The organism is Arthrobacter sp. MAHUQ-56 (genome assembly GCF_019710585.1).
Taxonomy (GTDB): Bacteria; Actinomycetota; Actinomycetes; order Actinomycetales; family Micrococcaceae; genus Arthrobacter.
On record NZ_JAIFZQ010000020.1, the window covers coordinates 123,695 to 149,735 of the forward strand.

Below are 26,041 nucleotides of genomic sequence, written 5' to 3' on the forward strand. Positions count from 1 at the left end.
GGCAAGCGGCGAACACCCATAGAACGGACTTTCGATGCCCCTCTTCGACCTTCCCCTGGCCCAGCTGCGCAGCTACACCTCCGAGGTCACGCCGCCGGAGGACCTGGGCGCGTTCTGGGATGCCACGGTCGCGGAGGCCCGCGCGTTCCCGCTGGACGCGTCCTTTGAGCCGGTGGAGAACTACCTCACAGTGATCGAAAGCTACGATGTCACCTTCGCAGGTTACGGCGGGGCGCCGGTCAAGGGATGGCTGCATCTTCCGGCCAACCGGGAAGCAGGGGCCCCGCTTCCCGTGGTGGTGAACTACATCGGCTACTCCGGCGGCCGCGGCGTGGTCAACCAGGACACGCGCTGGGCGCAGGCCGGGTACGCGCACTTCATCATGGACACCCGCGGCCAGGGGTACGGCTTCACCCTGGGGGAGACGCCGGATCCGCACCCTTCCGCCGGGGACGTGGCGCACGCAGGCCTGATGACCAGGGGCATCGCCAGCAGGGAGGAGTACTACTACCGGCGCGTCTACGTGGACGCTTTCCGCGCCGTTGAAGCCGCACAGGCCCATCCCGCCGTCGATCCCGCCAAGGTGGTGCTGGCCGGCGTCAGCCAGGGCGGCGGCCTGGTGGTGGCCACCGCGGGGCTCGCTGCGGGACGGCTCGACGGCGTCATCGCCGCGCTGCCCGACGTCCCGTTCCTGCAGGACTTCCCCCGCGCCATCGACATCACCCCGCGCGGGCCCTACCCGGAGATCGCCCAGTTCCTGGCCCGGCACCGGGAACGCTACGAGCCCGCGCTCGAGGTCCTGCGCTATTTCGACGGCGTCAACCTGGCCCGGTACGCCACGGCGCCGGCGCTGTACTCGGCGGCGCTGATGGACGACATCTGCCCGGCATCCACGGTGTTTGCCAGTTTCAACGCCTACGGGGCGGGGACGTCCGCCGCGTCCGCCACGGGAGCCGCCAAGGAGATCGAGGTGTACCGGTTCAACAACCACGAGGGCGGCCAGGAGCACCACTGGATCCGGCAGCTGCAGTTCCTGCGCAAGCTTCTGGGGTAAGCGGCGGAGGTGAAACCGAAGCTTGTTCGCAGCTCCTTGCCTTGTGGCTCTGGAACTGCGTACAAGCCCGGGACGAAATGTGACGGCACCTGATTTTGCGGCGGCGCCAGCCGGGGTTATGGTCTCTTCCATGACTAACCGTTGGTATGCGTATTTTTCGTTGGCTCTGGAGGGGCCCGCGTCTAACTGACACGCATCCAACTTTCCTTCAGAGCCAACAGGGCAGAGATGATTCTCTGCCCTTCGCCGTTTCTCCGGCGGGTTCTGAAATCCGGGCCCGCTTCCCATCTGGAACAGGACCCGAACATGAGCACCGCAACAGCAGCCGCACCATCCACGTCCAACCTGCGCGTCAGCGAATTCACCGCGCTGCCCACGCCTTCCGAGCTTCTCGCCGAGCTGCCCCTGGACGCCCGGGCCGCGGCCGTCGTCGAACGCGGACGCGACGAAGTCCGCGCCATCATGGACGGCGTGGATGACCGACTGCTGGTCATCGTCGGGCCTTGCTCCATCCACGATCCCAAGGCCGGCCTGGAGTACGCCCGCCGGCTGGTCAGCCAGGCCGAGAAGCACAGGGAAGACCTGCTGATCGTCATGCGGACCTACTTCGAAAAGCCCCGTACCACCGTGGGCTGGAAGGGCCTGATCAACGATCCGCGGCTGGACGGCAGCCACGACATGGTCACCGGCCTGCGCACCGCCCGCCACTTCCTGCAGCAGGTCACGGCCCTGGGGCTGCCCACGGCCACCGAGTTCCTGGAGCCGATCAGCCCGCAGTACATGGCCGACCTGATCTCCTGGGGCGCCATTGGCGCCCGCACCACCGAGAGCCAGATCCACCGGCAGCTGGCCTCTGGCCTCTCCATGCCCATCGGCTTCAAGAACGGGACCGACGGCGGCCTGCAGGTTGCGATCGACGCCTGCGGTGCCGCCGCGGCCGCCCAGGCCTTCCTGGGGATCGACGGCGACGGCAGGGCCGCGCTGGTGTCCACCGCCGGAAACCCCGACACACACGTCATCCTCCGCGGCGGCCGCAAGGGACCCAACTACTCGCCTGCCGACGTCGACAAGGCCTCCGGCGAGCTGGCCGGCAAGGGCCTAAACCCGCGCCTGATCGTTGACGCCAGCCACGCCAACAGCGGCAAGAGCCACCACAGGCAGGCGGAAGTTGCCCTCGAAATCGGCGCCCAGCTCGAGGACGGCGGGACCTCCGCGCAGGCGATCGCCGGCGTCATGCTGGAAAGCTTCCTGGTGGGCGGCGCCCAAAACCTGGACGTTGCGGAGAACGCTGCCGGGGAATCGGAGCTGGTTTACGGGCAGAGCGTCACGGACGCGTGCATGGATTGGGACGTTTCCGCCTCGGTTCTGGAGCAGCTTGCGGCTTCGGCCCGTAAGCGGCGGCAGGCGAAATAGGGTAGTTTGCTACTTTCACTTCTGCCCCATGAACATCTAGAGTATCTGGATAGGTGGTTGGTGGATGGCTCAGCATCGGAACACCGCATTGGCATGTACCTGGGGTCACTGTTGTCCATCCGTCAGCAAAGGAAAATAGGGAAATGTCGGCAGAACAGAACTTCTCCAACGCGAAGTTCCTGACCGTGGCTGAAGTAGCCGAGGTCATGCGCGTCTCCAAAATGACCGTTTACCGGCTGGTCCACTCAGGGGAAATGCCTGCAGTGCGTTTCGGCCGCTCCTACCGGGTCCCCGAAAACGCAGTGGAGCAGTATCTCAGGGGCGCCGTGGTGGACGGCCACACCGAGACCGCCTGAGCCTGTCCTAAGCCGCTCCCGATAGGCGGTACCCTGTTAAGGAACGTTTTACGTCATTGTAAGAATCTGTCAGTTGTTCAGTTCGTAGCTCTGTCCACGGACCTTTTCCATCAGACAGGTACTGCATCTAGTTTGTAAGGAACTTTCGTGGGTTCAGTTATCAAGAAGCGTCGCAAGCGTATGGCCAAGAAGAAGCACCGCAAGCTGCTTCGCAAGACTCGTCACCAGCGCCGCAACAAGAAGTAGCAATACTTCGAACAGCGTAAAAATGCCCGCCACCTTTACGAGGTGGCGGGCATTTTTGTCGCCCGGCACCCAACTGGGTAGCAGTAGGTGTCGTTTTGGGCGCTCAAGACGACATCTGCTGCTACCTAGATACGCGGGCCACGGAAGCGGGCGAAGCCCTTCCATAATCCGTAGACGGCACCGCCGAACGTGGCCGCCTTCAGGCCGAACGTGGCTGCGCGGCGGCCGGCGCGGAAATCGTAGACCGGCCAGTTGTGGTCGCGGGCATGGCGGCGGAGCCTGGCATCCGGGTTGATGGCCACGGGGTGGCCCACCAGCGAGAGCAGCGGGATGTCGTTGTAGGAGTCGCTGTAGGCCCAGCAGCGCTTGAGGTCCAGGTCCTCCTCGTCGGCGATGGCCTGGACGGCCACGGCCTTGGCCGAGCCGTGCAGGATGTCTCCCACCAGCCGGCCTGTGTACATGCCCTCCGAGACTTCCCCCACCGTCCCCAGCGCGCCGGTCAGTCCCAGCCGGGTGGAGATCACTGTTGCAACCTCGATGGGTGTGGCCGTAACCAGCCAGACGCGCCGGCCCACCCGCAGGTGCTGTTCGGCCAGCGCCTTGGCTCCGGGCCAGATCCGGGAGGCAATCATCTCGTCATAGACTTCTTCGCCGAGCGCCTTGACGTCGTCAACGGTGATGCCCGCGGCCAGCGTCAGGGCCGAGTCGCGGACGGCATGGACGTCGTCGATGTTTTCCCCACGCGCCACGAACTTGAACTGCTTCCAGGCGAAGCCTGCAGCCTGCGCCAGGGTGAAAGCGCCGCGCTGGTGCATCTTGCGTGCCACATGGAAGAGGCTGGCGCCGCGCATGAGGGTATTGTCAACGTCGAAAAACGCCGCCTCGCCGCGCTGCGGCGCAGGTTCGGGCCGCGTGACTACGGCGACGTATTTCTCCTCGGACATGGAGTTGAGTCTAGTCAATGCACCGCACTGCCGCCGTCGGCGTCGCCCGCGGGCCGCCAACGGCGCTACGGTTAAGCCATGGCTACACCCCGCGTCGTCCTGGTCACCAAAGCTGACTGCCACCTTTGCGAAGAAGCGCGCGACGCCGTGGGCCGGGTCACTGCCTCGCTGGGACTGTCCTGGAGCGAAGAGCAGGTGGACCACCAGCCCGAACTGCGGGAACGGTATGCCGAAGAGATCCCGGTGGTGCTGGTGGACGGGGTGCAGCGTGACTTCTGGAAAATCGACGAAGCCCGCCTGGCACGCGTCCTGCAGCGCGCCATGGCGCAGTAGGGGGAGGTGCGGGTGACGTCGCTGGGTTCAACGCCGCAGCCTGTCCCGGACCTGCCGGGCGCCACGGGCACGACCCCCAAGCAGATTCCGCCTGCTGCAGTGGCCAGGCTGACGCTCTATCTCCGTGCCTTGAACACCCTCATGGCGGACGGGGTGGAGCGCGTCTCCTCCGAATCCCTGGCCGAGGCATCAGGCGTCAGTTCCTCGACGCTGCGCAAGGACCTGTCCCATGTGGGCTCCTACGGGACCAGGGGAGTGGGTTATGAGGTCCAGTACCTCAGCCGGCACATCGCTGCCGCCTTGGGGCTGACGCACGACTGGAAAGTCGCCATTGTGGGTGCCGGAAACCTGGGCAAGGCGCTGGCGCGGTACGGCGGCTTCGAATCCCGGGGCTTCGACGTGGTCGCCATCTTCGACGCCGACCAGATGGTGGTGGGCAATGAGGTGGGATGGCTGCGGGTCAGCGACGTCGCGGACCTCGAAACCGTCCTGCACCGGACCGGCGCCAACATGGTGGTGCTGGCCCTTCCGGCCGCGGTGGCCCAGGGGGTCTGCGACCGGGTGGTGGCAGCGGGTGTGCGCAGCGTGCTGAGCTTCGCGCCCGTGATGCTCCAGGTGCCCGAAGGGGTCAACCTCCGCAAGGTGGACATGGCCACTGAGCTGCAGATCCTGGCTTACCACGCCCAGCGAGTGCAGGATCCGGCGCAGCCGGTAGAGGCGCCCGGGCAGACTGCCTAGGCAGTACACGTAGCCGCGCTGCCCGCTTCCGCGGCGCCATCACCGGAAAAGCGACGGCCAGGGAAACCATCCCTGGCCGTCGCTTCTTGCCGTAGCGTGTCTTGCTGTGGGGCCGGCGCCTACCGTCCGTAGGGGTTGCCGAAGCCGCCCGGGTAGGGGTTGCTGAACGGCTGCTGCTTCCGGAAGTACGGAGCCGCCGCCGGAAGGTACAGCAGCACGATGGCCGCGATCCCCAGGGCGGTCCCGAGGGTGGCGAACGTGGGGACGCCGAAGAGGCCCAGTACGGACAGGGCCGCGAACACAGTCCCCAGGATGCGTGCCCAGTTCCTCCCCTTGCGGATGAAGAAGGCCACCAGGAGGTAGAGCCCGGCGCCGATGATGGCGAAGACCACCAGCGTCCCGGCGATGACGCTCTTGATGTCCTCGTAGGTGACGCCGCTGGCACCGCTGGTTTGCATCTGCTGCTCGAACGTCTGCCTGAAGGCCGGGTCATCCAGCTGGGTCAGCCCGGTCAGGACGGAGATGACAAAGATGATGCCCGACGCGATCAGGAGCCAGAACGAGATGTTGACCAGCTGCGGGACGCCGTCGGCACCTGCTGCCTGCGGCTGCTCCGACGGGTACTGGCCGTAGGGCGACTGGCCGTAAGGCTGCTGCCCGTACTGGGGAGCGTTCTGGCCGTATGGCTGCTGCCCGTACTGCGGTGCATTTTGGCCATACTGCGGTGCGTTTTGCCCGTACTGGGGTGCGTTTTGCCCATACTGCGGAGCGTTCTGGCCGTATTGCGGAGCGCCCTGCCCGAACTGCTGGCCGTACTGGGGTGCGTTCTGCCCGTAGCGCGGCTCCTGGCCGGCGGACTCGGGGCTGCCTCCCTGGCCGTTCCCGGAATGGGGATCATTGGGCACGGGAGGCGGGACGGGAGGAGTACTCATGGGCGTTCCTTTTGCATGTCGGGATCCAGGTAGGCTGCCGGGAATTGGTCCTGTGCCTCCCCCCGGCATGGCTTAAGTCCACCGTACCCCCGGGCGCTGTGCTTGTGCGTGATTCCGCAGAGGTATTCAGGCGCCCCTGGCCTTAACCGAAGAACCCCGGCACCGCGCCAGGAGGGCGCCGTGCCGGGGTTGCCGGGTCGCCTGGGAATTCCAGGGGCGGGAATTATGCCGCGGGGGCGATGAAGGCCAGTTCCAGGTTGATGGCAACCTTGTCGCTGACCAGGACGCCGCCGGTCTCCAGGACTGCGTTCCAGGTGAGGCCGAAGTCCTTGCGGCTGATGGTGGTCTCGGCGGAGACGCCGGCGCGGGTGTTACCGAACGGGTCCACGGCCACGCCGTTGAACTCGGTCTCCAGGGTCACCGGGCGGGTGACGCCCTTGATGGTGAGGTCGCCGGTGAGTTCGTAGCTGTTGCCCTTGGCCACCAGGCCGTTGGAGACGAAGGAGATTTCAGGGAACTTCTCCACGTCGAAGAAGTCCTCGCCCTTGACGTGGCCGTCGCGGTTGGCGTCGCCCGAGTCGAAGCTGGCGGTCTGGATGGTGGCGCTGATCTTGGAGTCGGCCACCTCCTCTGCCAGGTCCAGGGTGGCGGCGGCTTCGGTGAACTGGCCGCGGACCTTGCTGATGCCGGCGTGCCGGACGGTGAAACCGATCTCGCTGTGCGAGTTGTCGAGGGTCCAGGTGCCGGTGGTGACGTCTGCGGGAAGTGCCATGATGTTGCTCCTTTTGTGCTGTGCCTGTTTGTACCGTGGAATTGAAGCTTCATCTGTTGAAGCCTCAACTAACTGCTGCATCCAGTATAAACATGCGTTTGCATGTTTTGTTCCCGGCTTCGGAACATTTCTTCAAAAACCTGAGTTCTACTGGACGTAGAAGATTTCGGATCGCACGCCATCTTTGAGAAACTGGTAAACATGCCCCAAGCCACTGTCCATCTGCTCCGCCACGGCGAGGTCCATAATCCCGACGGCGTTCTCTACGGACGGCTCCCCGAATTCCACCTCTCCGAGCTGGGGCAGGAGATGGCCCGGACGCTCGCGGAGCACTTCCGGCAGCGGGCCGAGCGCGGCGCCCGGATCACGTACCTGGCCGCCTCCCCGCTGGACCGCGCCCAGGAAACTGCACGGCCGACGTCGGAAGCCCTGCACCTGCAGATCCACACCGATGAGCGGATCATCGAAGCTGAAAACTACTTCGAGGGCATGAAGGTCACCAAAGCCGAACTCCGGCGCCCCAAGCACTGGCCGCGGCTGGTCAACCCGCTGCGTCCGTCCTGGGGCGAGCCGTACAAGCAGCAGGCGGCGCGCGTTGCCGCGGCGGTGCAGGACGCACGCCGCCTGGCCATTGAACTGGCCGCCGGCGACTTCGGTGCCGAGGGGCCCGAGGCCATCCTGGTCAGCCACCAGTTGCCCATCTGGGCCACCCGGCTCAGCGCCGAGGGCAGGCCCCTCTGGCATGATCCCCGCAAGCGTGAGTGCACGCTGACATCCGTCACGTCGCTGGTGTTCGATGACGCCGGTGCGCTGCTGCGCGTCGAGTACACCGAGCCCGCGGCGTCCCTTCTTCCCGGTGCCGCCAGCACCCCTGGAGCCTAGCAGTGACCCACAACAACCTGACCCCGCGCCGCAGCGTGCTCGCCGCCGGCGGCCTGGCGCTCGCCGCGCTGACCATGGGCCTGTCCGGCTGCGCCCAGGAGGATGCGCTGGCCAAGCAGGCCAAGGCGGGGGACAACAAGAACTACGTGGCCGGCGACGGCTCCGTCACCGAATTCGCCGCAGCCGACCGCAAGGAACCGGTGCAGGTCAAGGGCACGCTCTTCGGCGGCACCGCGGTCACGCCCGCGGATTTCCAAGGCAAGGTGACGGTGCTGAATTTCTGGTTCGCCGCGTGCGCCCCCTGCCGGGTGGAAGCACCCATCCTCGAGGAGCTGCACCAGGAGTTCAAGGACCAGGGCGTCCAGTTCTTCGGCGTCAACCTCCGGGACGAGAAGCCTACGGCTGAGGCGTTCGAAAAAACCTTCAACCTGACCTACCCCAGCTTCGACGACAAGGACGGCGGCGTGCTGCTGTCCGTCTCCGGCCTGGTGCCCCCGGGCGCCGTGCCCACCACACTGGTCCTGGACAAACAGGGCCGGGTGGCATCCCGCGTCCTCGGCGAAATTGAAAAGGGCACCCTGAAGGCCCTCATCACCGCCGCCGTGGCTGAGTAGGGGAAGGGCCCGTGAACAGCCCCTTCGCCGAGGCGATCCTGAACGGATCCATCCTGCTTGCCATTCCCGTGGCCCTGCTGGCCGGACTGGTTTCCTTCCTGTCTCCGTGCGTCCTGCCCCTGGTCCCCGGATACCTCGGCTACGTCACGGGGCTGAGCGGCGTGGACCTGCAGAAGCAAAAGCGCGGCCGTATGCTGGCCGGCATCGGCCTGTTCGTCCTGGGCTTCTCGGTGATCTTCGTCCTGCTGGGCGGTGCGTTCGGCCAGCTGGGCACCCTGATCAGCGGCGGCCAGAATGCCTGGATCACCCAGCTCCTTGGGGTCCTGGTGATCATCATGGGCATCGTGTTCATGGGCGGCTTCAGCTGGCTGCAGCGCGACGCCAAGATCCACGCCAAGCCGCCGGCCGGGCTGTGGGGTGCGCCGCTGCTGGGCCTGACCTTCGGCCTGGGCTGGGCGCCGTGCATCGGCCCCACCTACTCCGCCGTCCAGCTGCTGAGCCTCTCCGGCGGCTCCTCCGCCGCCAAGGGCGCTTTCCTGGCGTTCGTCTACAGCCTGGGTTTGGGCATCCCCTTCCTGCTGATCGCACTGGCGCTGCGCCGAGGCATGGGCGTCATGGCGTTCTTCCGCAAGCACCGGCTGGCCATCCAGCGGACCGGGGGCGGAATCCTGGTGGTGCTCGGGATCCTGATGGCCAGCGGAGTCTGGGGAGCCTGGGTGACCGGGCTGCAGTACTGGTTCCAAACCGACGTGAAGTTGCCGATCTGATGAGCGAGCGTGTGAAGGTAAAGAAGAAGCAATCCGCCCCTGCCGCAGAAGCGAAAGCCAACGCCGCACTGCCGGCCCTCGGCGTGAAGGGCATGCTGCGCTGGGCCTGGACCCAGCTGACCAGCATGCGCACCGCGCTGTTCCTGCTGCTGCTGCTCGCCGTCGCAGCCGTCCCCGGCTCGTTGTTCCCGCAGCGGCCCGCCAATCCCGCAGTGGTGACCCAGTACATCAAGGACCACCCGGACTACGGCAAGCTGCTGGATTCGCTGCAGCTTTACGACGTCTATTCCTCCGCGTGGTTCTCGGCAATCTACCTGCTGCTGTTTATCTCGCTGATCGGCTGCGTGGTGCCGCGCGCCATCGCCCACTACAGGGCCATGCGCTCCCAGCCGCCCCGCACGCCCCAGCGCCTCTCCCGGCTCCCCGAATACGCCACCATGGTGATTCCGTCCGGTGCCGGGATCCCGGCGTCGGAGGCCATCAAGAGTGCTGCCGGGGTGCTGCGGAAACGTGGCTACCGGGTGGAGGTCAGGGATGCCGACGGCGCCCTGCCGTCCCTGGGTGCCGAGCGCGGCTTCCTGAAGGAAGTGGGCAACCTCGTGTTCCACACTTCGCTGATTGGCGTACTGGTGTCCGTGGCCGCCGGAGGCCTGTTCGGGTACAGCGGGCAGCGCATCCTGGTGGAGGGCGATACGTTCGTGAACACCCTGGTGGGTTACGACCAGTTCAACCCGGGCACCAACTTCCAGTCCAGCCAGCTGCAGCCGTACTCCCTGCAGCTGGACAAGTTCAACATCACCTTCGACCGCGAATCCAGGGGCAAGTTCGGCCAGCCCATCGACTTCGCGGCCACGGTGACCACCAAGGAAAACCCGGACGCCCCCGCCAAGCAGGAGATACTGAAAGTCAACGACCCCGTCACGCTGGGCGGCACCAGCATCTACCTCACGGGCAACGGCTACGCCCCGGTGGTGACCATCCGCGACGGTGCAGGAAACGTTGCCATGCAGGGGCCGGTGGTGGCAAAGCTGCAGGGTGACAACTACTACTCCTCCGTGGTGATCAAGGTCCCCGACGCCAAGCCCGACCAGCTCGGCTTCGCCGGGTTCTTCCTGCCGACGGCGTTCGTCACTAATGAAGGGGTTTCCTTCAGCGGCGACCCTGAGCTGTTCAATCCCCAGCTGTCCCTGAACTCGTACTACGGCGACCTGGGCCTGGACGCCGGCGCCCCGCAGAACGTCTTCGAACTGGACGTCAAGAAGCTCACCCCGCTGAACGCACGAAATCTCCCGACGAAGGGCATCACCCTGACCCCTGGCTCCACGTACACGTTGCCGGACGGCAAGGGCACCATCAGCTTCGACGGCGTGAAGCGCTACATCGGCGTGGACATCCACCACAACCCGGGCCAGGTGTCCGCCCTGGTGTTCGCGCTCCTGGCAGTGGCCGGCCTGATCCTTTCGCTCTACGTCAACCGCCGCCGCGTCTGGGTGCGCACCGGCACCGTGGCCGACGGCCGCACGATGGTGGAATACGGACTCCTGGCCCGCGGCGAGGACCACCGCCTGGCCGGTGAGGCTGCGGCCCTGCGCAAGCTGTTCTCCGGAGAATGGCAGCTCGAGGCTGAAGACCCTGCAGCTGACCACACGCCCCAGTCCCAGCAAACTCCCAGCCCGACAGGCGATAATGGCGCCGGCTCCGCCGATAATGGCGCCGGCTCCGCCGATAATGCTCCCGGCTCCGTCACCACCCCAGCAGGCCCCACCGGGCCCGAAAAGGACCAGTAATGCCATTTGGAATCAACGAAACCATGGGCCAGTACAGCGAACTGTTCATGCTGCTGGCGGCAGGGACTTACACGGTGGCCTTCATCGCCTTCGCCTGGGACCTGGCCAAGAGCAGCAAGGCCCTGCGTGCGGTGGACCTCAAGGCTGCGCAGTCCGTAGCCGCTGCCAAGGTGCCCGTAGCCGCCGGAGTGGCCGCGGACTCCGCCGGGTCCCGCCTCAGTGGGCCCGCGGACCGGGCTGAACGGCCGACGTCGTCCACCAAGTCAGCGGCAAACGCTGCGGGCGGTGCCGCCACGGCAGACGGCGACATGAAGTACGCCGCGGAGCGCCGTGTTCCGGCCCGCGTGGCCGTGGCCCTGACCGTCCTGGGCGCCGTGATCCACGGCGCCGGCGTGGTGACGCGGGCCCTGGGCGCCGGCCGCGTGCCGTGGGGCAACATGTACGAGTTCCTGACCACCGGCGCCTTCCTGGTGGCCGCCGTCTTCCTGCTCGCGCTCATCCGGCGCGACCTGCGCTTCCTGGGCACGTTCGTCGTCGGCCTGGTGATCATCATGCTGGTGGCCGCGTCCGTGGCCTTCTGGACCCCCGTGGGGCACCTGGTACCCGCGCTGCAGAGCTACTGGCTGGTCATCCACGTTTCCATTGCCGTGCTCTCATCCGCGCTGTTCACCCTGACGTTCGCGATGTCCGCCCTGCAGCTGGTGCAGTCCCACCGGCAGAAGACCGTGGCCGCCGGCGGCACGGACAAGCTCGGCTTCATGCGCCTGGTGCCGTCCGCGCTGAGCCTGGAAAACCTTTCCTACCGCATCAATGCCATCGCCTTCATCGGCTGGACCTTCACCCTGATGTTCGGCGCCATCTGGGCCGAAAAGGCCTGGGGCCGGTTCTGGGGCTGGGATACCAAGGAAGTGTGGACCTTCGTCATCTGGGTGGTCTACGCAGGCTACCTGCACGCGCGCGCCACCCGCGGCTGGACCGGAACACGCGCAGCGTGGCTCTCGATCGTGGGCTACTTGTGCGTGATTTTCAACTTCACCATCGTGAACACGTTCTTCAACGGGCTCCACTCCTACTCAGGCCTCTAAACGCGGCTTTTCCGGCCCTTCAGGCGGTGATTCCACGCGCCCCTGCTGCGGACCTCCGCAGTACCGGCCGGTAGCGGCCACAAATCACCATTCGATGTAGCAAATAGGGGTGTTGCCCGTACTTCGGTAATGCTACGTTGGTGGGGTTCCCCTGTGATGAAGCTTGCAGGCGAAACACCAGCCTTTTCCGAGGTACCCATGAGCTACGTTCTCGCCGTCGATGTCGGGACCAGTTTCACGGCGGCCGCCGTAGTGCGTTTCAACCAGGGAGCTTCACCTGTTCCGGAGTGCCTGCCCCTTGGCCTCCGGGGTACCTCTGTGCCTTCGGTGGTGTACTACCCCGAGGAAGGCCCCGTCCTAGTGGGCGAGGCGGCCGAGCGCCGCGGGCTGGACTCCCCGGCACGCGTGGTCCGCGAATTCAAGCGCCGGATCGGCGACGACGTTCCATTCTCCCTGGGCCTGTTGTCCGTGCGCCCGGAGGACGTGTTCGCCACCATGGCCCGCTGGGTCTGCGACCGCGCCGCAGAACGTGAGGGCGAACCGGCGTCGGCGATCTTCCTCACCCATCCCGCGGCCTGGGGGACCCACCGGCTCTCGGTCATCCGGGACGCCCTCGCCGCCCAGGACCTGGCAGACGTCACGCTGCTTTCCGAACCTGAGGCTGCCGCATTGCACTACGCCTCGCAGGTGCGCGTCGAGGAGGGCAGCACCATTGCCGTGTACGACCTCGGCGGCGGCACCTTCGACACTGCGGTGCTGCGGAAATCCGGCAGCAGCCGCTTCGAACTGGTGGGACGGCCCGACGGCATCGAAGACCTTGGCGGCGCAGACTTCGACGCTGCCGTCTTCCGTTACGTCGCCGGCCACACGGGTGACGTCCTGGCCCGCCTCGACCCCAAGGACCCCACCGTGCTGCCGGCGCTCACCAGGCTGCGGCGCGAGTGCGTGGAAGCGAAGGAGGCCCTCTCTGCGGACAGCGAGGCCAGCATCCAGGTGCTGCTTCCCGGAATCCAGCAACAGGTCCGCCTGGTCCGGGCCGACTTTGAGGCGCTCATCGAGGAACCGCTCCGTGAGACGGTGGATGCGCTGGAACAATCGCTGTCCCAGCTTCACCTGGAACCTGCAGACCTCTCCGCAGTGCTGCTGATCGGCGGGTCCTCGCGCATCCCGCTGGTGGCGCAGCTGGTGTCGGAACAGCTGGACCGGCCCATCGCCGTCGACGCGGACCCCAAATCCTCGATCTGCCTCGGGGCGGCGGTGGCCGCCCTGCTGGAGCACCAGGCGGCGGCCCATGCCCTGGCCTCTGCGGCGGAGCCTGGAACAACCGGGGAAGCCGCCCAGTCCGGCGTCGGACCCTCCGATCCCTCCGGAGCACCCAGGATCCCGCGGCGGCCCGGCTGGCAACATGGGACTGCGGTGCCAGCGGGACTCCCGGCCGGCCTTGGCGCCCTTTCCGGTGCCCACGGGCAGCGGGGTGCCCACGCGCCGACGCCCACGGTCCGGCTGACAGCTGTCGCCGCCGCGGCGGCTCTCCTAACGGTCCTCACCGCCACGGCGGCGCAGAGCCCCGACGGCTTTGGCAACCTCACAGCGGTGTTTGTGCCACAGGCCGGTGCCAGCACCACGGGAGGCTCTGCCGGATCCGACGGCGGGGCCGCCCCTGAGTCCACAGCGGCCGGCACTCCGGGGGGCGCCACCGGGCGCACCCTGGCTCCGGTCCCGGCGCCCATGCCGCTCGCAGGCATCGAGGCCAGCGCCAGCAGGAAAGGCACCGATGCCCAGGCCGGCATCGACGCGTCCGTCCCGGGCACCGGGGCGGTGGCCGTGGGAACCGTAGCCGACGGGACCATGGTCGGCGGTGCACCCGGCGGGGCCGGGGGAACGGGAACCGGCATCGTCCAGGACTCCGCCCCCGGGCCAGGCAGCACGGACACCAGCAGCCCAGACCCTGGAACCCCAAGCCCAGGGGCCACGGACTCAGGAGCTACGGACCCCGGGGCCACGGACCCCGCGACCAGCGAGCCCGGATCGACCGGCTCCGGGGCGCCTGAAGCAACCCCGGGCGATACGACCGAAACGGCCACGCCAACACCGGACCCGTCCACCACAACCGATGCGCCGGCCACGGATCCGGCTACAGCCGAACCGGCCGCCACGGACCCAGCGACATCCACGGACCCGGCCACATCCACCGACCCGGCCCCTGAACCGATGAGCGGCCCCACGGCGACGCCCACCCCGGAGCCCTACTCCGGGCCAACATCAACCGTTACCGCCAGCGAAACGGCCCCGACCACGCTTCCGGCGGCCTGACATGGACGGCCATTTCCAGCAATCGCAGCAGGCGGCGTCCCCAAAGCCTGACCTGGACGGGCATCGTGAACTGGACCGGCATCGTGAACTGGACCGGCATCGTGAACTGGACCGGCATCGTGAACTGGACCGCCAGGGGCAGCCGCCGCACACGGCCGAGCTGATGTCCCAGCAGTTGAAGGGGGCGAACGCCGCGGTGCGGGAGCTGCTGCTCGCCCTCTCGGTCGGGTTCGCCCTGCCCGGGCCCTTGCCGGCGGACCTGCAGCACAGGATCAGCAGCGGCGCCGTGGAGAGCCTGGACGAACTGGTGGAACGCGCCGAGGCCTCCGGGCTCCTAAGGCCCGACGGCACGGTGGTGGGCACCGTGCAGCACGCCCTGCTCGACGTGACCCCCGCCGCCAAGAAACATGCCCTTGAGCGCGAGCTTGTTACCGTCTTCGTCTCGGCCGGACAGCCACTGGGAATTCTCGCCCGCGAACTCGCCAGGGGCGGCCTAGCCGATCCCCGCGTGGCCGCCGAGCTGGAGGAAGCGGCGGACACGGCCCTGGAGCACGACCCCGCGCTGGCAGTCCAGCTCTATGACGAGGCACTGCTGGCGGGAGCCGATCCAGTACGCACCGCAGCGCGGCGCGCGCAGGCAGCGGCCGGCGACGGCGACCTGGATACGGCCGCCCGGATCATCGACAGCCTCCTGGTCCGGACTGACCCGCCGGATCTGCGCCGCGGCGCGGATGTAGCCGCTTCGGTCTGGGCTCAGCGCGGCATGCTGGCACGCGCAGCGGATGTCTACAGCTGGCTGGGCGCCGAACGGATGGGGTCGTCCGCACCCCTCGCCATCGTCGCCCTGGCCGGTTCCGGTGACAGGCAGGGTGCGGAAGCGTTTTTCCGGCCGGACGCGCCGCCCCTTTCGCCCACGCTCCTGGCCGCTGCCCTGGCGCAGACCGGGCGGGGCGTCCTGGCTTCCCTGGGGGATCATCCCCAGCAGGGTATTCCGGTCCTGATCCATGCGTCGGACATGCTGAACTCTGCGGCGGTGGCATTGCCGCTGGCCGAAACTCCAGCCGCGCTGGCAGCCCTGCTCGCCATGCACAGCGGCGAGCCGCACCTGGCGGAAACCGTCTGCCGTGCTGCCGTCGCCGCCAACCAGGGGGGCAATGCAGCCCAGCCCAGGCTCCTCCTGCTGCAGGGCTGGGCAGCCATGATGCAGGACAAGCTCGAGGACGCCCGGCTCGCAGCCACCGAGGCGTCCAAGGCGAACCACTGGCCACTGGTCCCCAGGGACGAGATCCTGTGTGCCGCCCTGGAAGTCGGTCTTGCCCGCAGGAACGGGGACGTCCCGGAGCTCCTCAGGTCCTGGGAGCGGGCGCGGGAAGCGATGCTGCACACGTCCGTTGACCTGTACGCCCTGCTGCCCTGGGGCGAACTGATGATCGCCGCTGCCCGATTGCGTGAAGGCCGCCGCGTGGCGCACCACATGGAAGAGGCCTGGCGGCTGCTGGGCCGGCTGGGCGATCCACTGCTGTGGTCCGTGCCGCTGCACTGGGCCGCCGTCCAGGCCGCACTCCTGGGCGAAAGCCCCGCAGAGCTCGCCCCGCATGCCGCGGCGCTGGCGAGGGCTTCGGTGCACAGCCATCTCGCCGCGGTCTTTGCCGCCGCCGGCAAGGCCTGGGTTTCCGTGCTGGCCGGACGGCTCCGGCCGGCAGACGTGGAAGCGGCAGCGCGGGGGCTCGCGGCGGTTGGCATGCCGTGGGAAGGGGCCCGGCTTGCTGGCCACGCCGCCGCCCGGGCCAATGAGCGCAGGGACATGATGCGCCTGCTTTCCTGCGCCCGGGAGCTCCACCCGCAAGGCACCCCCGCAACTGGCGGGTCCCGGGCGGCTGCGGCCCGGGGGAGCGCCGCAGGGGATGGCAGTGGCAACGGCGTGCAGCAGGATGCCTCGGGATTGAGCGAACGGGAGAAGGAAGTGGCCAGGCTGGTCCTCGAGGGAAAGACCTACCGGGAGATCGGTGAGGCCATCTACATCTCGCCCCGGACAGCGGAGCACCACATCGCACGCATCCGCCGCCGCCTCGGTGCCGAGAACCGGTCCGACCTGCTCGCGCGGCTGCGCCTCGCCCTCGGGCCGGACCACCACCAGCAGGAATGAACCCCTAATGCCCCTATCGGCAGGAGGCTGCGCGCCCCGGAAGTGCACCAACGGGTAAGGGGGAAGGACCCGATGCCCGTGCCCGGCGGCAAACCTAGGTTTGAAGCAACCAGGTAACGACGCCGGACGTCGCCAACGAGAAGATGTGAGGACCACGCACATGGCAACACTCGCAAACGACCTTGTCCAGTTCCTGATGCACCTTTTCGGCAACCCGCAGGCAACCCTGGAATTCCTGGAGAACCCGGAGCGGGCGCTCGCGGACCACGGCCTGGGCAACGTCGGCTCGGCTGATGTTGACGCTGCAATGCCAGTCGTCCTCGATTACGCACCCATCACCGTCAACGCCTCCTTCGACAGGGATGACCACGCGGGCAGCAACGGTGCCGGCACGGCGGACACCGGGTGGAGTGTCTCCCCCGCCGCGGCGGGGAACGGCGGCGGCGACACCGGGGGTGCTGGTGGCTCTGGCGGCGGCCACCAGGGGCACGACGACCACGCCTACGCGGTCCAGCAGTTGCACCATGTGGTGAACCACTACTCCTACACGGCCAGCACCGCGATAGTGGACGACAGGGTTACCATCACCGACCAGTCCGTGAGCCAGAACATCTGGGCCGACGGAGACGTGGAACAGTGGTTCGACAACGACGCCGTGGTGGCCTCCGGCGACCAGGCCGTCGCCGCCGGCGGCGCTGCGGACGTCCGGGACTCCAACAACATCAGGGACGCGTACAACACGGACGGTTCCACCGACAATTCCACGGACAACCAGCTCCACGCCGGCGCCGGCATCAGCATCGGCAACGAAGCGACCAGCGTCGAGGACTCCTTCAACACCGACGTCGCCTTCGACATGGATGACTCTTTTAACGACAATTCGGACAATTCCGACCACTCCGGTACCTGGGACAACTCCGACCACTCCCTCAGCACGGCGGTGGCGGACTCCTTCAACCAGGAGGACTCCTTCAACGAGGACAACTCCACCGATACGGCCGTGGACGTCAGCATGGCGGACTCCTTCCAGGACAATTCGGACACCAGCATCGTGGAGGACAACGGGGTGGCCGCCGACAACCAGCCCGACTTCACGGAGGACAACTCCAGCCATACCGGCGTGGACGTGGACGTGGATCACCAGGCCGGCATCGACGATTCGGTGATTGACGACTCCACTGCGCTGTAACAGTCTTGAACCGGGAACACACTGGGTCCGGGAGGAACACAGCCCCGCGGGAGAGGACAGTCTGTGGCAGAAGCAGGACCTGCAAGGCCGCCGGCCCCGGCGTTGGCGGGACAACTGGTGCGGCTGGTGGAGCAAGGCCTCCAGCTGGTGGGAACCGGTGACCGGGCCGACCTCCGCAAACGCCTGGACCAGGCCATGGCCCGGCTGCAGGATCCCAGCATCAGGGTGATCGTGGTGGGGGAGTTCAAGCAGGGCAAGAGCAAGCTCATCAATGCCCTGGTCAACGCCCCGGTATGCCCTGTGGATGACGACGTCGCCACCTCCACTCCCACGATTGTCCGCTATGGCGAGCCGGCGTCCGCCGCGATCCTGGTCCCCGCTGCCGACAGCGCCGGCGGGGAGGGCAACGGCCTGGAGCGCCAGCCGATCAACCTGGCAGACCTCCCCGAGTTCGTTTCCGAACAGGGCAATCCGGGTAACCGCAGGAAACTGGCGGCGGCAGAGGTCTGCCTGCCCCGCAAACTGCTGACCGGCGGCCTGACCATTATCGACACGCCCGGCGTGGGCGGCATGGGCTCCACGCACACCTTGACCACCCTCACGGCACTTCCCACCGCAGATGCCATGCTCCTGGTCTCTGACGCCTCGCAGGAATACACCGAGCCAGAAATGCGGTTCCTCCGCCAAGCCATGCGCATCACCCCCAGCGTCGCCGCCGTGCTCTCGAAGACGGACCTGTACCCGGACTGGCGCCAGGTGGAAAAACTGGACCGGGAGCACCTGCACAACGCGGCCCCGGACATCCCGCTGTTTCCGCTGTCCGCCGACCTCCGCCTCGAGGCCTCGCGGCTGCAGGACGCCGAGCTCAACACCGAGTCGGGCTTTCCCGCCCTGGTAACCCACCTCCGGAACGACATCGTAGGGAACGCGCAGCGGCTCCAGCGCCGTTCCGTCAGCCAGGACCTGCTGTCCGTCACCGGCAACCTGCGACTGTCCCTGCAGTCCGAGCTCGAGGCGATGGAAAAGCCCGAACAGACGCCGCACATGGTGGCCGCCCTGGAACACGCCAAGGCTGAGGCCGATGAACTCCGGAAACGGTCCGCCCGGTGGCAGCTCACGCTCAGCGACGGCATCAACGACCTCATCGCCGACATGGAATACGACCTCCGGGACCGCCTCCGCCGGATCCAGCGGGACGCCGAATCGGCCATCGACCAAGGGGACCCCGGGCCGGTCTGGCCGCAGTTTTCGCAGTGGCTGGAGGAATCCGTGGCGGCCGCAATCTCCGATACCTTTGTGTGGACCAGCGAGCGGTCCCAGTGGCTGGCCGCCCAGGTGGCCGAACACTTCGCCGCTGACGAGGTGTCGCTGCCGGTGCTGCATGTCTCCGACTCCGGCGACGCCCTGGACCCGGTGGATGGAATGCCCGGGCTGGATCCCGGGCGCGTGAACCCCGTGCAGAAGGTCCTGATCGGGATGCGCGGCTCCTACGGCGGCATCCTGATGTTCGGTCTCCTGACGGGTATTTTCGGCATGGCCCTGATCAACCCCCTGTCCGTCGGTGCCGGGTTGCTGCTGGGCCGCAAGGCCTACCGTGAGGACAAGGAAGTTCGGCTGAAACGCCGCCAGGGCGAAGCCAAAGCTCTGGTGCGGCGCCAGCTTGACGACGTGACCTTCCAGGTGGGAAAGCAACTAAAGGACCGGCTGCGGTTGGTGCAGCGGACCATCCGTGACCACTTCACGGGGATTGCGGACGAGTACCACCGGTCACTGGCGGACTCGGTCGCCGCAGCGCAGAAGGCGGCCAACTCCTACGCGCGGGAAAAGGAGGGGCGGATCCGGGAGATCAGGGCAGAACTGCAGAAGGTCGATGCCCTTCACCGGGCGGCGGAAGCGGTGGCCGCCGGCGTGGCGGTGGGGGCGCCCTCGGCAGCGGGGGTGGCATGACGGCGTCCCCCACGGCCCGCGCCGCAGCCTTGCTCCAAGAGGCGCTGGACGCCTACCGGGATGAGCCCGCGGCCGTCGAGGAACTGGAACGATACCGGCGGCGGCTTGCCGAACCCCTGCGCGTTGCCATCGCCGGGATGGTCAAGGCGGGCAAATCCACGCTCCTGAATGCCATCGTGGGCGAAGAGATCGCCCCCACCGACACAGGGGAATGCACCAGGATCGTCACGTGGTACCGGCACGGACACACACCCCGGATCACCTTGTACCCAAAGTCGGGGGAACCCAGGATCCTGCCGCTCAAGCGGGCCAACGGCCGCCTGGTCTTCGTCCTGGACGGTGCGCGGGCCGAGGACGTGGACCGGCTCGACGTCGAGTGGCCGTCCCCGGCCCTGCTCAGCATGACCCTCATCGATACCCCCGGGATCGCCTCCCTGTCCCAGGATGTGTCTGCGAGGTCCACGCAGTTCCTGGCCCCGGAGGATGCGCCGTCGGAAGCCGACGCCGTCATCTACCTGATGCGGCACCTGCACGCCTCCGATCTGCGGTTCCTGGAGTCGTTCCACGACGACGGGGCGGGCCGCCCCGGCACGGTCAACGCCATCGCGGTGCTTTCCCGCGCCGATGAAGTGGGTGCGGGGCGCATAGATTCACTCATTTCGGCAGCGGTCATCGCCGACAGGTACAGCCGTGACAACAGCCTGCGGAAGCTGGCGCTGGGGGTGGTTCCGGTGGCCGGGCTCCTGGCCCAGAGCGCACGGACCCTGCGCCAGGCCGACTTCGAGTCCCTGCAGGTGCTCGCGGGAACGGACCGTGAAGCCCGCGAGCGGATGATGCTCTCCGCCGACAGGTTCCGCCGGTCGACGGACCCGGAGGGACTGACCGTGGAGGCCAGGACGTCCCTGCTGGAGCGCTACGGGCTTTTCGGGATCCGCCTGGCAGCGGTCCTGATCCGCAACGGCTTCCCGGACCCCACCCCGCTGGCGCATGAGCTGGCCCGCCGCAGCGGGCTGGATGCGCTGCTGGAGCTGCTGGACCGCCAGTTCCAGGCAAGGGCGGAGGCCTTGAAAGCGCGGACTGCGGTGGCGGCAGTGGAGAACCTCCTGCACACGCGTCCCAGGCAGGGGACCGAGGCCCTTGCTGCGGCGCTTGAACGGTTGCAGGCCAGCGCCCACGAGTTCCGCGAACTTCGGTTGCTGGCGGACCTGCGGAGCACCGCGGTGGAGATTTCCCCCGAGCTGGCAGCCGAGGCGGAGCGGCTCATCGGCGGCCAGGGCGCCGCGGTGTCCCTCCGGTTGGGACTTGCCCCGGACGCCGGCGCCGCGGAACTGGCAGCCGAGGCCCGGTCCTGCCTTGCCCGCTGGCGGGAGCTGGCCGGCAACCCGCTGACCGCCCATTCGGCGCTGGAGACATGCCGGGTGGTGATCCGCAGCTGCGAGGGCATGCTGGCGGAGCTGTCCGGCGCCAAGGTGGCCTAAGGCTTGGGCGGCGTGAGCCAGGCGCCGGCCGAGGGCAGGAACAGGAGCACCAGGCCCACACACGCCAGGACCAGCGCACCTGCCCACAGCAGCACCACATGGCCGCCGGCGTCGCCCTCCGGCAGCAGGAAGGAAGACGCCACCAGCAGGACCAGCGCATGGCCCGCCAGCAGTGGGACCAGCGCCCAGCGGGCCCGCCTCCGGCGGCCCATCACCAGGGCCAACACCGCGGCTTCGAGAAGGATGAACAGCAGCAGGCCCGCAATGCTTCCCCAGAAGACCGTATCCGCGGCGGCACCCACGGCGCCGGCGCTGCTGCCCGGGGCCATGTCCTCCACCACGCCGTGCAGCCGCCGCAGGTGTGAGTCGCGGGTCAGGAAAGAGCCGGCGAGCACGGCAAGCCCGGCCACGAAGCTGGCCAGCCACAGCCTCCGGGCGGCGCGGACAGCGCGCGGAGGTGCCGGGACCGCCGGTATGGGCGGCGGGCCTGAGTAGGAGGGGCCGGGCCGCGGCGGGGGAGCGGGCACGCGCCGCTCTTCTCCGCCGGGTTGGAACGCCATGTGGCTTATTTCAGTCCGTCGGTATCGTGTTCGTCGGTCCCCCGCTGGCCCTTGCCGTTGTTCTCCCGGGCCTTGGCATCCAGTTCGTCCTTGAGCTTCCTCAGGCGCTCGGCCTCGGCCTGGTTGCGGCGGCGGGCTTCGAGGTTGCGCAGGAAGTCCGGGTCGTCGTCCGGCGCGGTGGGGTGCGCAAATGCCTGCGGCTGGGGACGGGTGCCCCGTGGCCTGCCGATCAGCAGCCACAAGATTGCGCCCAGGACGGGAAGGATGATCATCACGATGATCCAGGCCGGTTTGGAAATTCCCCGGGTGAGCCGGCCCTCGGTGCGGATCACGTCCACCAGGCCATACACAAAGATGACGAGGACTGCCACGGCCAAAGCCACACGGAAGAGCATGCCATTAAGTCTATCGTCAGGACGGGCAGGGGCCGCCGGTGGGGGCCGCTAAACTTGGATAGTGGCCTTTTTGAAATATTCCCTGATCCGGCTGGCGCTCTTTGTGCCCCTGTTCGTGCTGTTTGCACTCCTCCAGCTTGGGGTGCTGATGTCCGTGATCTGCGCCGCGCTGATTGCCTTTGCCATCAGCTACCTGTTCTTCCAGAAGCAGCGGGACGCCGCCACGGCCGCCCTGCAGCACCGCTTTTCCGGCAAGGCCAAGCCGCTGCGTTCAGCGGGCGAGATCCAGGACGCCAACGCCGAGGACGCCCTGCTCGACGCCAACCCGGACATCGCCATCAACAACGCCAAGGGCGAGAAGAACTAGAACCCGTGGTTGAGCACCAGGCCCAGTGAGAACAGCAGGCTGTAGCCGAGGTTGATCAGGCCGGTCTGCTTCAGGACCGGGATCAGGCTCTTGCGTTTGCGGCCGTTGATCATCAGCCAGGCAGGCATCAGGCACGCCGGGATGAGCAGCAGCACGATCAGGATCCACGGCCGACCGGGGGCCAGGACCACCACCAGCAGGATCGCGACGGCGAGCATCAGGACGTAGCTTTCGCGTGCGTGCTTGTCGCCCAGCCGCACGGCCAGGGTCTTCTTGCCCGCCTGCATGTCCGTGGGGATGTCCCGGACGTTGTTGGCCATCAGCAGCGCCGTGGCAATCAGCCCCGTGCCGATGGCGCCAATCACCGCGGACAGGTTGATCTGCCCGGCCTGGGTGTAAGTGGTGCCGAGCGTGGCCACCAGGCCGAAGAACACGAACACGAAAAGGTCGCCCAGGCCCATGTAGCCGTACGGGTTCTTACCGCCCGTGTAGCCCCAGGCCGCCATGACGCAGCCGAGCCCCACCAGGATCAGCCACCATGCCTGGGTGAGGAGCACCAGGACCAGGCCGAACACCATGGCAAGCGCGAACGTGCCGAGGGCCGCCCACTTGACGTGCTCCGGCTTGGCCGCTCCAGAGCCCACCAGCCGCAGCGGACCCACCCGGTCGTCGTCCGTGCCGCGGATGCCGTCGGAGTAGTCGTTCGCGAAATTCACGCCCACCTGGAGCAGCAGCGCCACCAGCGCCGCGAGGATGGCATTGGGCAGAAGGAACGAGTCCATCTCGTAGGCGGCGGCAGAGCCGATCAGCACCGGCGCGATCGCTGCGGGCAGCGTCCTGAGCCGGGCGCCTTGGATCCATTGGGTGGCTGTGGCCACGGTTAGTACCTCATGTTGTTTCGGTAGGACGGCAGGATGGAACGGGCGCACCCGCCGCGGGGGTGCAGGTCCACTTTACTTTCCTTCGTGCAGGGCACTGAGTTCGGCGGTCATGGCCAGCCGGTCCGGCTTGCCGTTGGGCAACATCCGGAGGGCGGGTGCGGCGAGGACGGTTTTGGGCGCCAGGACCCCCAGCGTGCCGCGCCATTGCTGCTGGAGGACGACGGCGGTGTCCCCGGCTTTGTCCGGCCCCGCCGCATCCTGTGCAGCAGCGCCGTCCCCGGCCAGTGCGACGTATGCCGCCACCGCCTGGCCCCATTCCGCGGAAGGGACGCCTGCCACGAAAGCTGCGCTGACGGCGTCGGACTTTTCCAGCTCTTCCTGCAACTGGGCGGCGGACACCTTGACGCCGCCGGTGATGATCACGTCGTCGGCCCGGCCCAGCACGGTGAGCCGGCCGTCGTCGTCGATCCTGCCAAGGTCGCTGGTGCGGAACCAGCGCACGCCGTCCTCCTCGAAGAAGGTCCCGGTTTCCTCATCCGGCGCTTCGATGTAGCCGGCGGCGACGGTGTCCCCGCCCAGCAGGATCCTGCCGTCCCCATCCACCCGGACGGACACGCCTTCCAGCGGGTAGCCGTCGTACACGCAGCCGCCCGAGGTTTCCGCCGAACCGTACGTGGTGACCACCCGGACGCCGGCTTCGCGGGCAGCCGCCAGCAGGGATGCCGGTGCCGGGGCGCCACCCAACAGGATGGCGTTGAACCTGCGGAGCACCGCGAGGGTGTCCGGCGACGGGTCGTCGAGGAGCCGCTGCAGCTGGGTGGGCACCAGGGAGGTGAAACGGATCTTGTCCGTCAGTTCCAGGGCGGCGGCGGTGAAGGCCTCCGGCGTAAAGCCGCCGGACATGTCCATGACCCAGGGGCGGGTGCCGGCGAACAGGGACCGCACCAGCACCTGGATGCCGGCGACGAACTGCACGGGCAGCGCCAGGAGCCATTGGCCCTCGCCCTTGAGCCGCAGCGCCGTGGCCATGGAGGATGCCGCCAGCGATTCCACCGTCAACAACGTTGCCTTGGGCGTGCCGGTGGAGCCGGAGGTGCGGACCACTGCCACGGCGTCGTCGCACCCGGGGGTCTCCACGTGCCCCACGACGAGGCTGCCGTCGGGGCCAACGGACAGTTCGACGGCGGGGCCCTCGCCGTGAAGCGCGGCCGCCAGGGCTTTCAGGGCAGGCTCGATGTTGAGGGGACCGCCCGGGCCCTGGTCGGGGGAAGTTTCGCTGTTCATATGCCGTCCTGCCTTAGAAGTAGTGCGGGAAGCGTGACCAGTCGGGGTCGCGTTTTTGCAGGAAGGCCTCCTTGCCTTCCACGGCTTCGTCGGTCATGTATGCCAGGCGGGTGGCTTCGCCGGCGAAGACCTGCTGGCCGGCCAGGCCGTCGTCGGCGAGGTTGAAGGCGAACTTCAGCATTCGGATGGCCTGGGGGGACTGCCGGGCGATGTCCGCCGCGTATTCGAGGGCAACCTCTTCCAGGCGTTCGTGGTCCACGGCCTCGTTCACCGCCCCCATGCGGACCATGTCTTCAGCGGAATATTCGCGGGCCAGGAAGAAAATCTCGCGGGCGGTCTTTTGCCCCACCTGGCGGGCCAGCAGCGCGGAGCCGTAGCCGGCGTCGAAACTTCCCACCGTGGCGTCCGTCTGCTTGAACTTGCCGTGCTGCCGTGAAGCGATGGTGAGGTCCGCCACCACGTGCAGCGAGTGCCCTCCGCCGGCTGCCCAGCCGTTGACGACGGCGATGACCACCTTGGGCATGGTGCGCATGAGCCGCTGGACTTCCAGGATGTGGAGCCGGCCGGCACGCGCGGGGTCGATCGTTTCCTGGGTGTCGCCGTCGGCTGTGTTTTGTACTACGTACCGGTAGCCGTCCCTGCCGCGGATGCGCTGGTCCCCGCCCGAGCAGAACGAATGCCCGCCGTCCTTGGGGGAGGGGCCGTTGCCGGTGAGCAGGACCGTGGCGACGTCGGGCGTCATCCGGGCGTGGTCCATGGCGCGGTACAGCTCATCCACCGTCCCGGGCCGGAACGCGTTGCGGACCTCGGGCCGGTTGAATGCGATCCTGACCGTGGGCAGGTCGCGCACCCAGCCGCCGCCGGAATCCCGCTCCACCTGCCGGTGGTAGGTCATGTCCTGGAAGTCCTCGAAACCGGACACCTCCCGCCAGCGGGTGGGATCGAAGACGTCGGACACCGGGGCGGGGATCTGGTTGCTCACCGTCCAAGTCTAGTAATCGGGCTCAGCTGATGCAGAACTCGTTGCCCTCGGGGTCCGCCATCGTGTGCCAGGAATGCGGCCCCTGGTGCGCAGTCCAGAGGAACCTTGCTCCCCGCGCTTCGAGTTCGCGGCGTACCTCGTCCTTGTCCCGGCCGTCCAGTCGCACGTCCCAGTGCACCCGGTTCTTGACGGTCTTGCCCTCCGGCACCGTCTGGAACAGCATGCGGCGCTCAGGTGCCTTCGCCTCGATCTCCTCGGGCGGGCGGATGGCGGCCCCGTCCTTCCACACGAGGTTTCCCCGGTGGGTCATGGTCTGGCCCTCGGTAGCATAGCCCTGCTCGATCATGGACCTGATGAAGTCCGCGTCCTGCGGCTCCACTTCCCACTGCAGGGTTTCGGCCCACCAGTCGGCAAGTTCGTGCGGCTTTGCTGAATCGATGACGATCTGGATGTTCAGTCCCATGCCACCACCGTAAAGCGGCAGGCGCGGCTTGCGGAAGGTCTGTTCGAAGGGCATCCGACTTCCTCCAACGCTGAAAAGTATTCTTGACTTTATGTCATGACATAAGTCACAGT

General features: G+C 67.5%; 26 protein-coding genes. 17 read left to right on the forward strand and 9 right to left on the reverse strand.

Features of this window, described 5'->3' with window-relative positions; genetic code table 11:
• Positions 1-34: 34 nt before the first annotated feature.
• The 4 genes from K4G53_RS12930 to K4G53_RS12945 all read left to right on the forward strand — a co-directional run bounded on the left by K4G53_RS12930 (position 35) and on the right by K4G53_RS12945 (position 3,069).
• Entirely contained in the window at positions 35-1,054 is a 1,020-nt protein-coding gene (locus K4G53_RS12930; protein WP_221386108.1) for an acetylxylan esterase, read from the forward strand.
• A gap of 306 nt (positions 1,055-1,360) precedes the next feature.
• Complete coding sequence (locus tag K4G53_RS12935) at positions 1,361-2,467, forward strand: 3-deoxy-7-phosphoheptulonate synthase (RefSeq protein WP_221386109.1); 1,107 nt, start codon at positions 1,361-1,363, stop codon at positions 2,465-2,467.
• Positions 2,468-2,610: 143 nt separating this feature from the next.
• Positions 2,611-2,823 (forward strand): helix-turn-helix domain-containing protein, encoded by a 213-nt coding sequence (locus tag K4G53_RS12940; protein WP_141946079.1) that lies wholly within the window; start codon positions 2,611-2,613, stop codon positions 2,821-2,823.
• Between the two features lie 147 nt (positions 2,824-2,970).
• A complete protein-coding gene (locus tag K4G53_RS12945) occupies positions 2,971-3,069 on the forward strand; it encodes a 30S ribosomal protein bS22 (protein ID WP_003792170.1) in 99 nt (32 codons plus the stop codon).
• A 125-nt stretch (positions 3,070-3,194) separates the two neighbouring features.
• Here K4G53_RS12945 and K4G53_RS12950 read toward each other — a convergent pair whose 3' ends face one another.
• Positions 3,195-4,013, reverse strand: a complete 819-nt coding sequence (locus tag K4G53_RS12950) for an HAD family phosphatase (RefSeq protein WP_221386110.1) — start codon at positions 4,011-4,013, stop codon at positions 3,195-3,197.
• Positions 4,014-4,091: 78 nt separating this feature from the next.
• On the opposite strand from K4G53_RS12950, the gene K4G53_RS12955 reads away from it, so the two are divergent.
• Positions 4,092-4,346, forward strand: a complete 255-nt coding sequence (locus K4G53_RS12955) for a glutaredoxin family protein (protein ID WP_221386111.1) — start codon at positions 4,092-4,094, stop codon at positions 4,344-4,346.
• A gap of 12 nt (positions 4,347-4,358) precedes the next feature.
• Entirely contained in the window at positions 4,359-5,084 is a 726-nt protein-coding gene (locus K4G53_RS12960) for a redox-sensing transcriptional repressor Rex (RefSeq protein WP_221386112.1), read from the forward strand.
• Between the two features lie 119 nt (positions 5,085-5,203).
• On the opposite strand, the gene K4G53_RS12965 is transcribed toward K4G53_RS12960, so the two are convergent.
• Together K4G53_RS12965 and K4G53_RS12970 are read right to left on the reverse strand one after the other, a co-directional pair.
• Entirely contained in the window at positions 5,204-6,016 is an 813-nt protein-coding gene (locus tag K4G53_RS12965) for a hypothetical protein (RefSeq protein WP_221386113.1), read from the reverse strand.
• A gap of 223 nt (positions 6,017-6,239) precedes the next feature.
• A complete protein-coding gene (locus K4G53_RS12970) occupies positions 6,240-6,788 on the reverse strand; it encodes a YceI family protein (RefSeq protein WP_221386114.1) in 549 nt (182 codons plus the stop codon).
• A 201-nt stretch (positions 6,789-6,989) separates the two neighbouring features.
• Here K4G53_RS12970 and K4G53_RS12975 point away from each other — a divergent pair, with 201 nt between their 5' ends.
• The 10 genes from K4G53_RS12975 (at position 6,990) to K4G53_RS13020 (ending at position 20,996) form a co-directional block, all read left to right on the forward strand.
• Complete coding sequence (locus K4G53_RS12975) at positions 6,990-7,670, forward strand: histidine phosphatase family protein (protein WP_221386115.1); 681 nt, start codon at positions 6,990-6,992, stop codon at positions 7,668-7,670.
• A 35-nt stretch (positions 7,671-7,705) separates the two neighbouring features.
• Complete coding sequence (locus K4G53_RS12980; RefSeq protein ID WP_221386903.1) at positions 7,706-8,284, forward strand: TlpA disulfide reductase family protein; 579 nt, start codon at positions 7,706-7,708, stop codon at positions 8,282-8,284.
• Positions 8,285-8,295: 11 nt separating this feature from the next.
• Complete coding sequence (locus K4G53_RS12985; RefSeq protein WP_221386116.1) at positions 8,296-9,051, forward strand: cytochrome c biogenesis CcdA family protein; 756 nt, start codon at positions 8,296-8,298, stop codon at positions 9,049-9,051.
• Complete coding sequence (locus K4G53_RS12990; protein WP_221386117.1) at positions 9,051-10,838, forward strand: cytochrome c biogenesis protein ResB; 1,788 nt, start codon at positions 9,051-9,053, stop codon at positions 10,836-10,838. The genes K4G53_RS12985 and K4G53_RS12990 overlap by 1 nt, the downstream gene beginning before the upstream one ends.
• The gene (gene ccsB, locus K4G53_RS12995; protein ID WP_221386118.1) at positions 10,838-11,923 is read left to right on the forward strand and encodes a c-type cytochrome biogenesis protein CcsB; all 1,086 of its coding nucleotides are present in this window, start codon (positions 10,838-10,840) and stop codon (positions 11,921-11,923) included. The genes K4G53_RS12990 and ccsB overlap by 1 nt, the downstream gene beginning before the upstream one ends.
• A gap of 198 nt (positions 11,924-12,121) precedes the next feature.
• The gene (locus tag K4G53_RS13000) at positions 12,122-14,236 is read left to right on the forward strand and encodes an Hsp70 family protein (protein ID WP_221386119.1); all 2,115 of its coding nucleotides are present in this window, start codon (positions 12,122-12,124) and stop codon (positions 14,234-14,236) included.
• A gap of 163 nt (positions 14,237-14,399) precedes the next feature.
• Positions 14,400-16,382, forward strand: coding sequence for a LuxR C-terminal-related transcriptional regulator (locus K4G53_RS13005; protein WP_221386904.1), 1,983 nt, complete (start codon positions 14,400-14,402; stop codon positions 16,380-16,382).
• Between the two features lie 160 nt (positions 16,383-16,542).
• Entirely contained in the window at positions 16,543-17,571 is a 1,029-nt protein-coding gene (locus K4G53_RS13010) for an IniB N-terminal domain-containing protein (RefSeq protein ID WP_221386120.1), read from the forward strand.
• A gap of 63 nt (positions 17,572-17,634) precedes the next feature.
• Complete coding sequence (locus tag K4G53_RS13015; RefSeq protein ID WP_221386121.1) at positions 17,635-19,518, forward strand: dynamin family protein; 1,884 nt, start codon at positions 17,635-17,637, stop codon at positions 19,516-19,518.
• Positions 19,515-20,996 (forward strand): dynamin family protein, encoded by a 1,482-nt coding sequence (locus tag K4G53_RS13020; RefSeq protein WP_221386122.1) that lies wholly within the window; start codon positions 19,515-19,517, stop codon positions 20,994-20,996. Before K4G53_RS13015 ends, K4G53_RS13020 begins: the two co-directional genes overlap by 4 nt.
• Here the strand turns inward: K4G53_RS13020 and K4G53_RS13025 are convergent.
• Together K4G53_RS13025 and K4G53_RS13030 are read right to left on the reverse strand one after the other, a co-directional pair.
• The gene (locus tag K4G53_RS13025; protein ID WP_260323590.1) at positions 20,993-21,556 is read right to left on the reverse strand and encodes a hypothetical protein; all 564 of its coding nucleotides are present in this window, start codon (positions 21,554-21,556) and stop codon (positions 20,993-20,995) included. The two genes, K4G53_RS13020 and K4G53_RS13025, sit on opposite strands and share 4 nt — an antisense overlap.
• A 5-nt stretch (positions 21,557-21,561) precedes the next feature.
• Positions 21,562-21,951, reverse strand: coding sequence for a PLD nuclease N-terminal domain-containing protein (locus K4G53_RS13030; RefSeq protein WP_221386123.1), 390 nt, complete (start codon positions 21,949-21,951; stop codon positions 21,562-21,564).
• A gap of 61 nt (positions 21,952-22,012) precedes the next feature.
• On the opposite strand from K4G53_RS13030, the gene K4G53_RS13035 reads away from it, so the two are divergent.
• On the forward strand, positions 22,013-22,318 hold the full coding sequence (locus tag K4G53_RS13035) for a DUF4229 domain-containing protein (protein WP_221386124.1): 306 nt from the start codon (positions 22,013-22,015) through the stop codon (positions 22,316-22,318).
• On the opposite strand, the gene K4G53_RS13040 is transcribed toward K4G53_RS13035, so the two are convergent.
• The 4 genes from K4G53_RS13040 to K4G53_RS13055 form a co-directional block, all read right to left on the reverse strand.
• Positions 22,315-23,196, reverse strand: a complete 882-nt coding sequence (locus tag K4G53_RS13040; protein WP_221386125.1) for a 1,4-dihydroxy-2-naphthoate polyprenyltransferase — start codon at positions 23,194-23,196, stop codon at positions 22,315-22,317. The genes K4G53_RS13035 and K4G53_RS13040 overlap by 4 nt on opposite strands.
• Before the next feature lie 75 nt (positions 23,197-23,271).
• On the reverse strand, positions 23,272-24,483 hold the full coding sequence (locus tag K4G53_RS13045) for an AMP-binding protein (protein WP_221386126.1): 1,212 nt from the start codon (positions 24,481-24,483) through the stop codon (positions 23,272-23,274).
• Between the two features lie 13 nt (positions 24,484-24,496).
• Positions 24,497-25,465 (reverse strand): 1,4-dihydroxy-2-naphthoyl-CoA synthase, encoded by a 969-nt coding sequence (locus tag K4G53_RS13050; RefSeq protein ID WP_221386127.1) that lies wholly within the window; start codon positions 25,463-25,465, stop codon positions 24,497-24,499.
• Between the two features lie 22 nt (positions 25,466-25,487).
• Entirely contained in the window at positions 25,488-25,928 is a 441-nt protein-coding gene (locus tag K4G53_RS13055; RefSeq protein WP_221386906.1) for a VOC family protein, read from the reverse strand.
• Between the last annotated feature and the right edge of the window lie 113 nt (positions 25,929-26,041).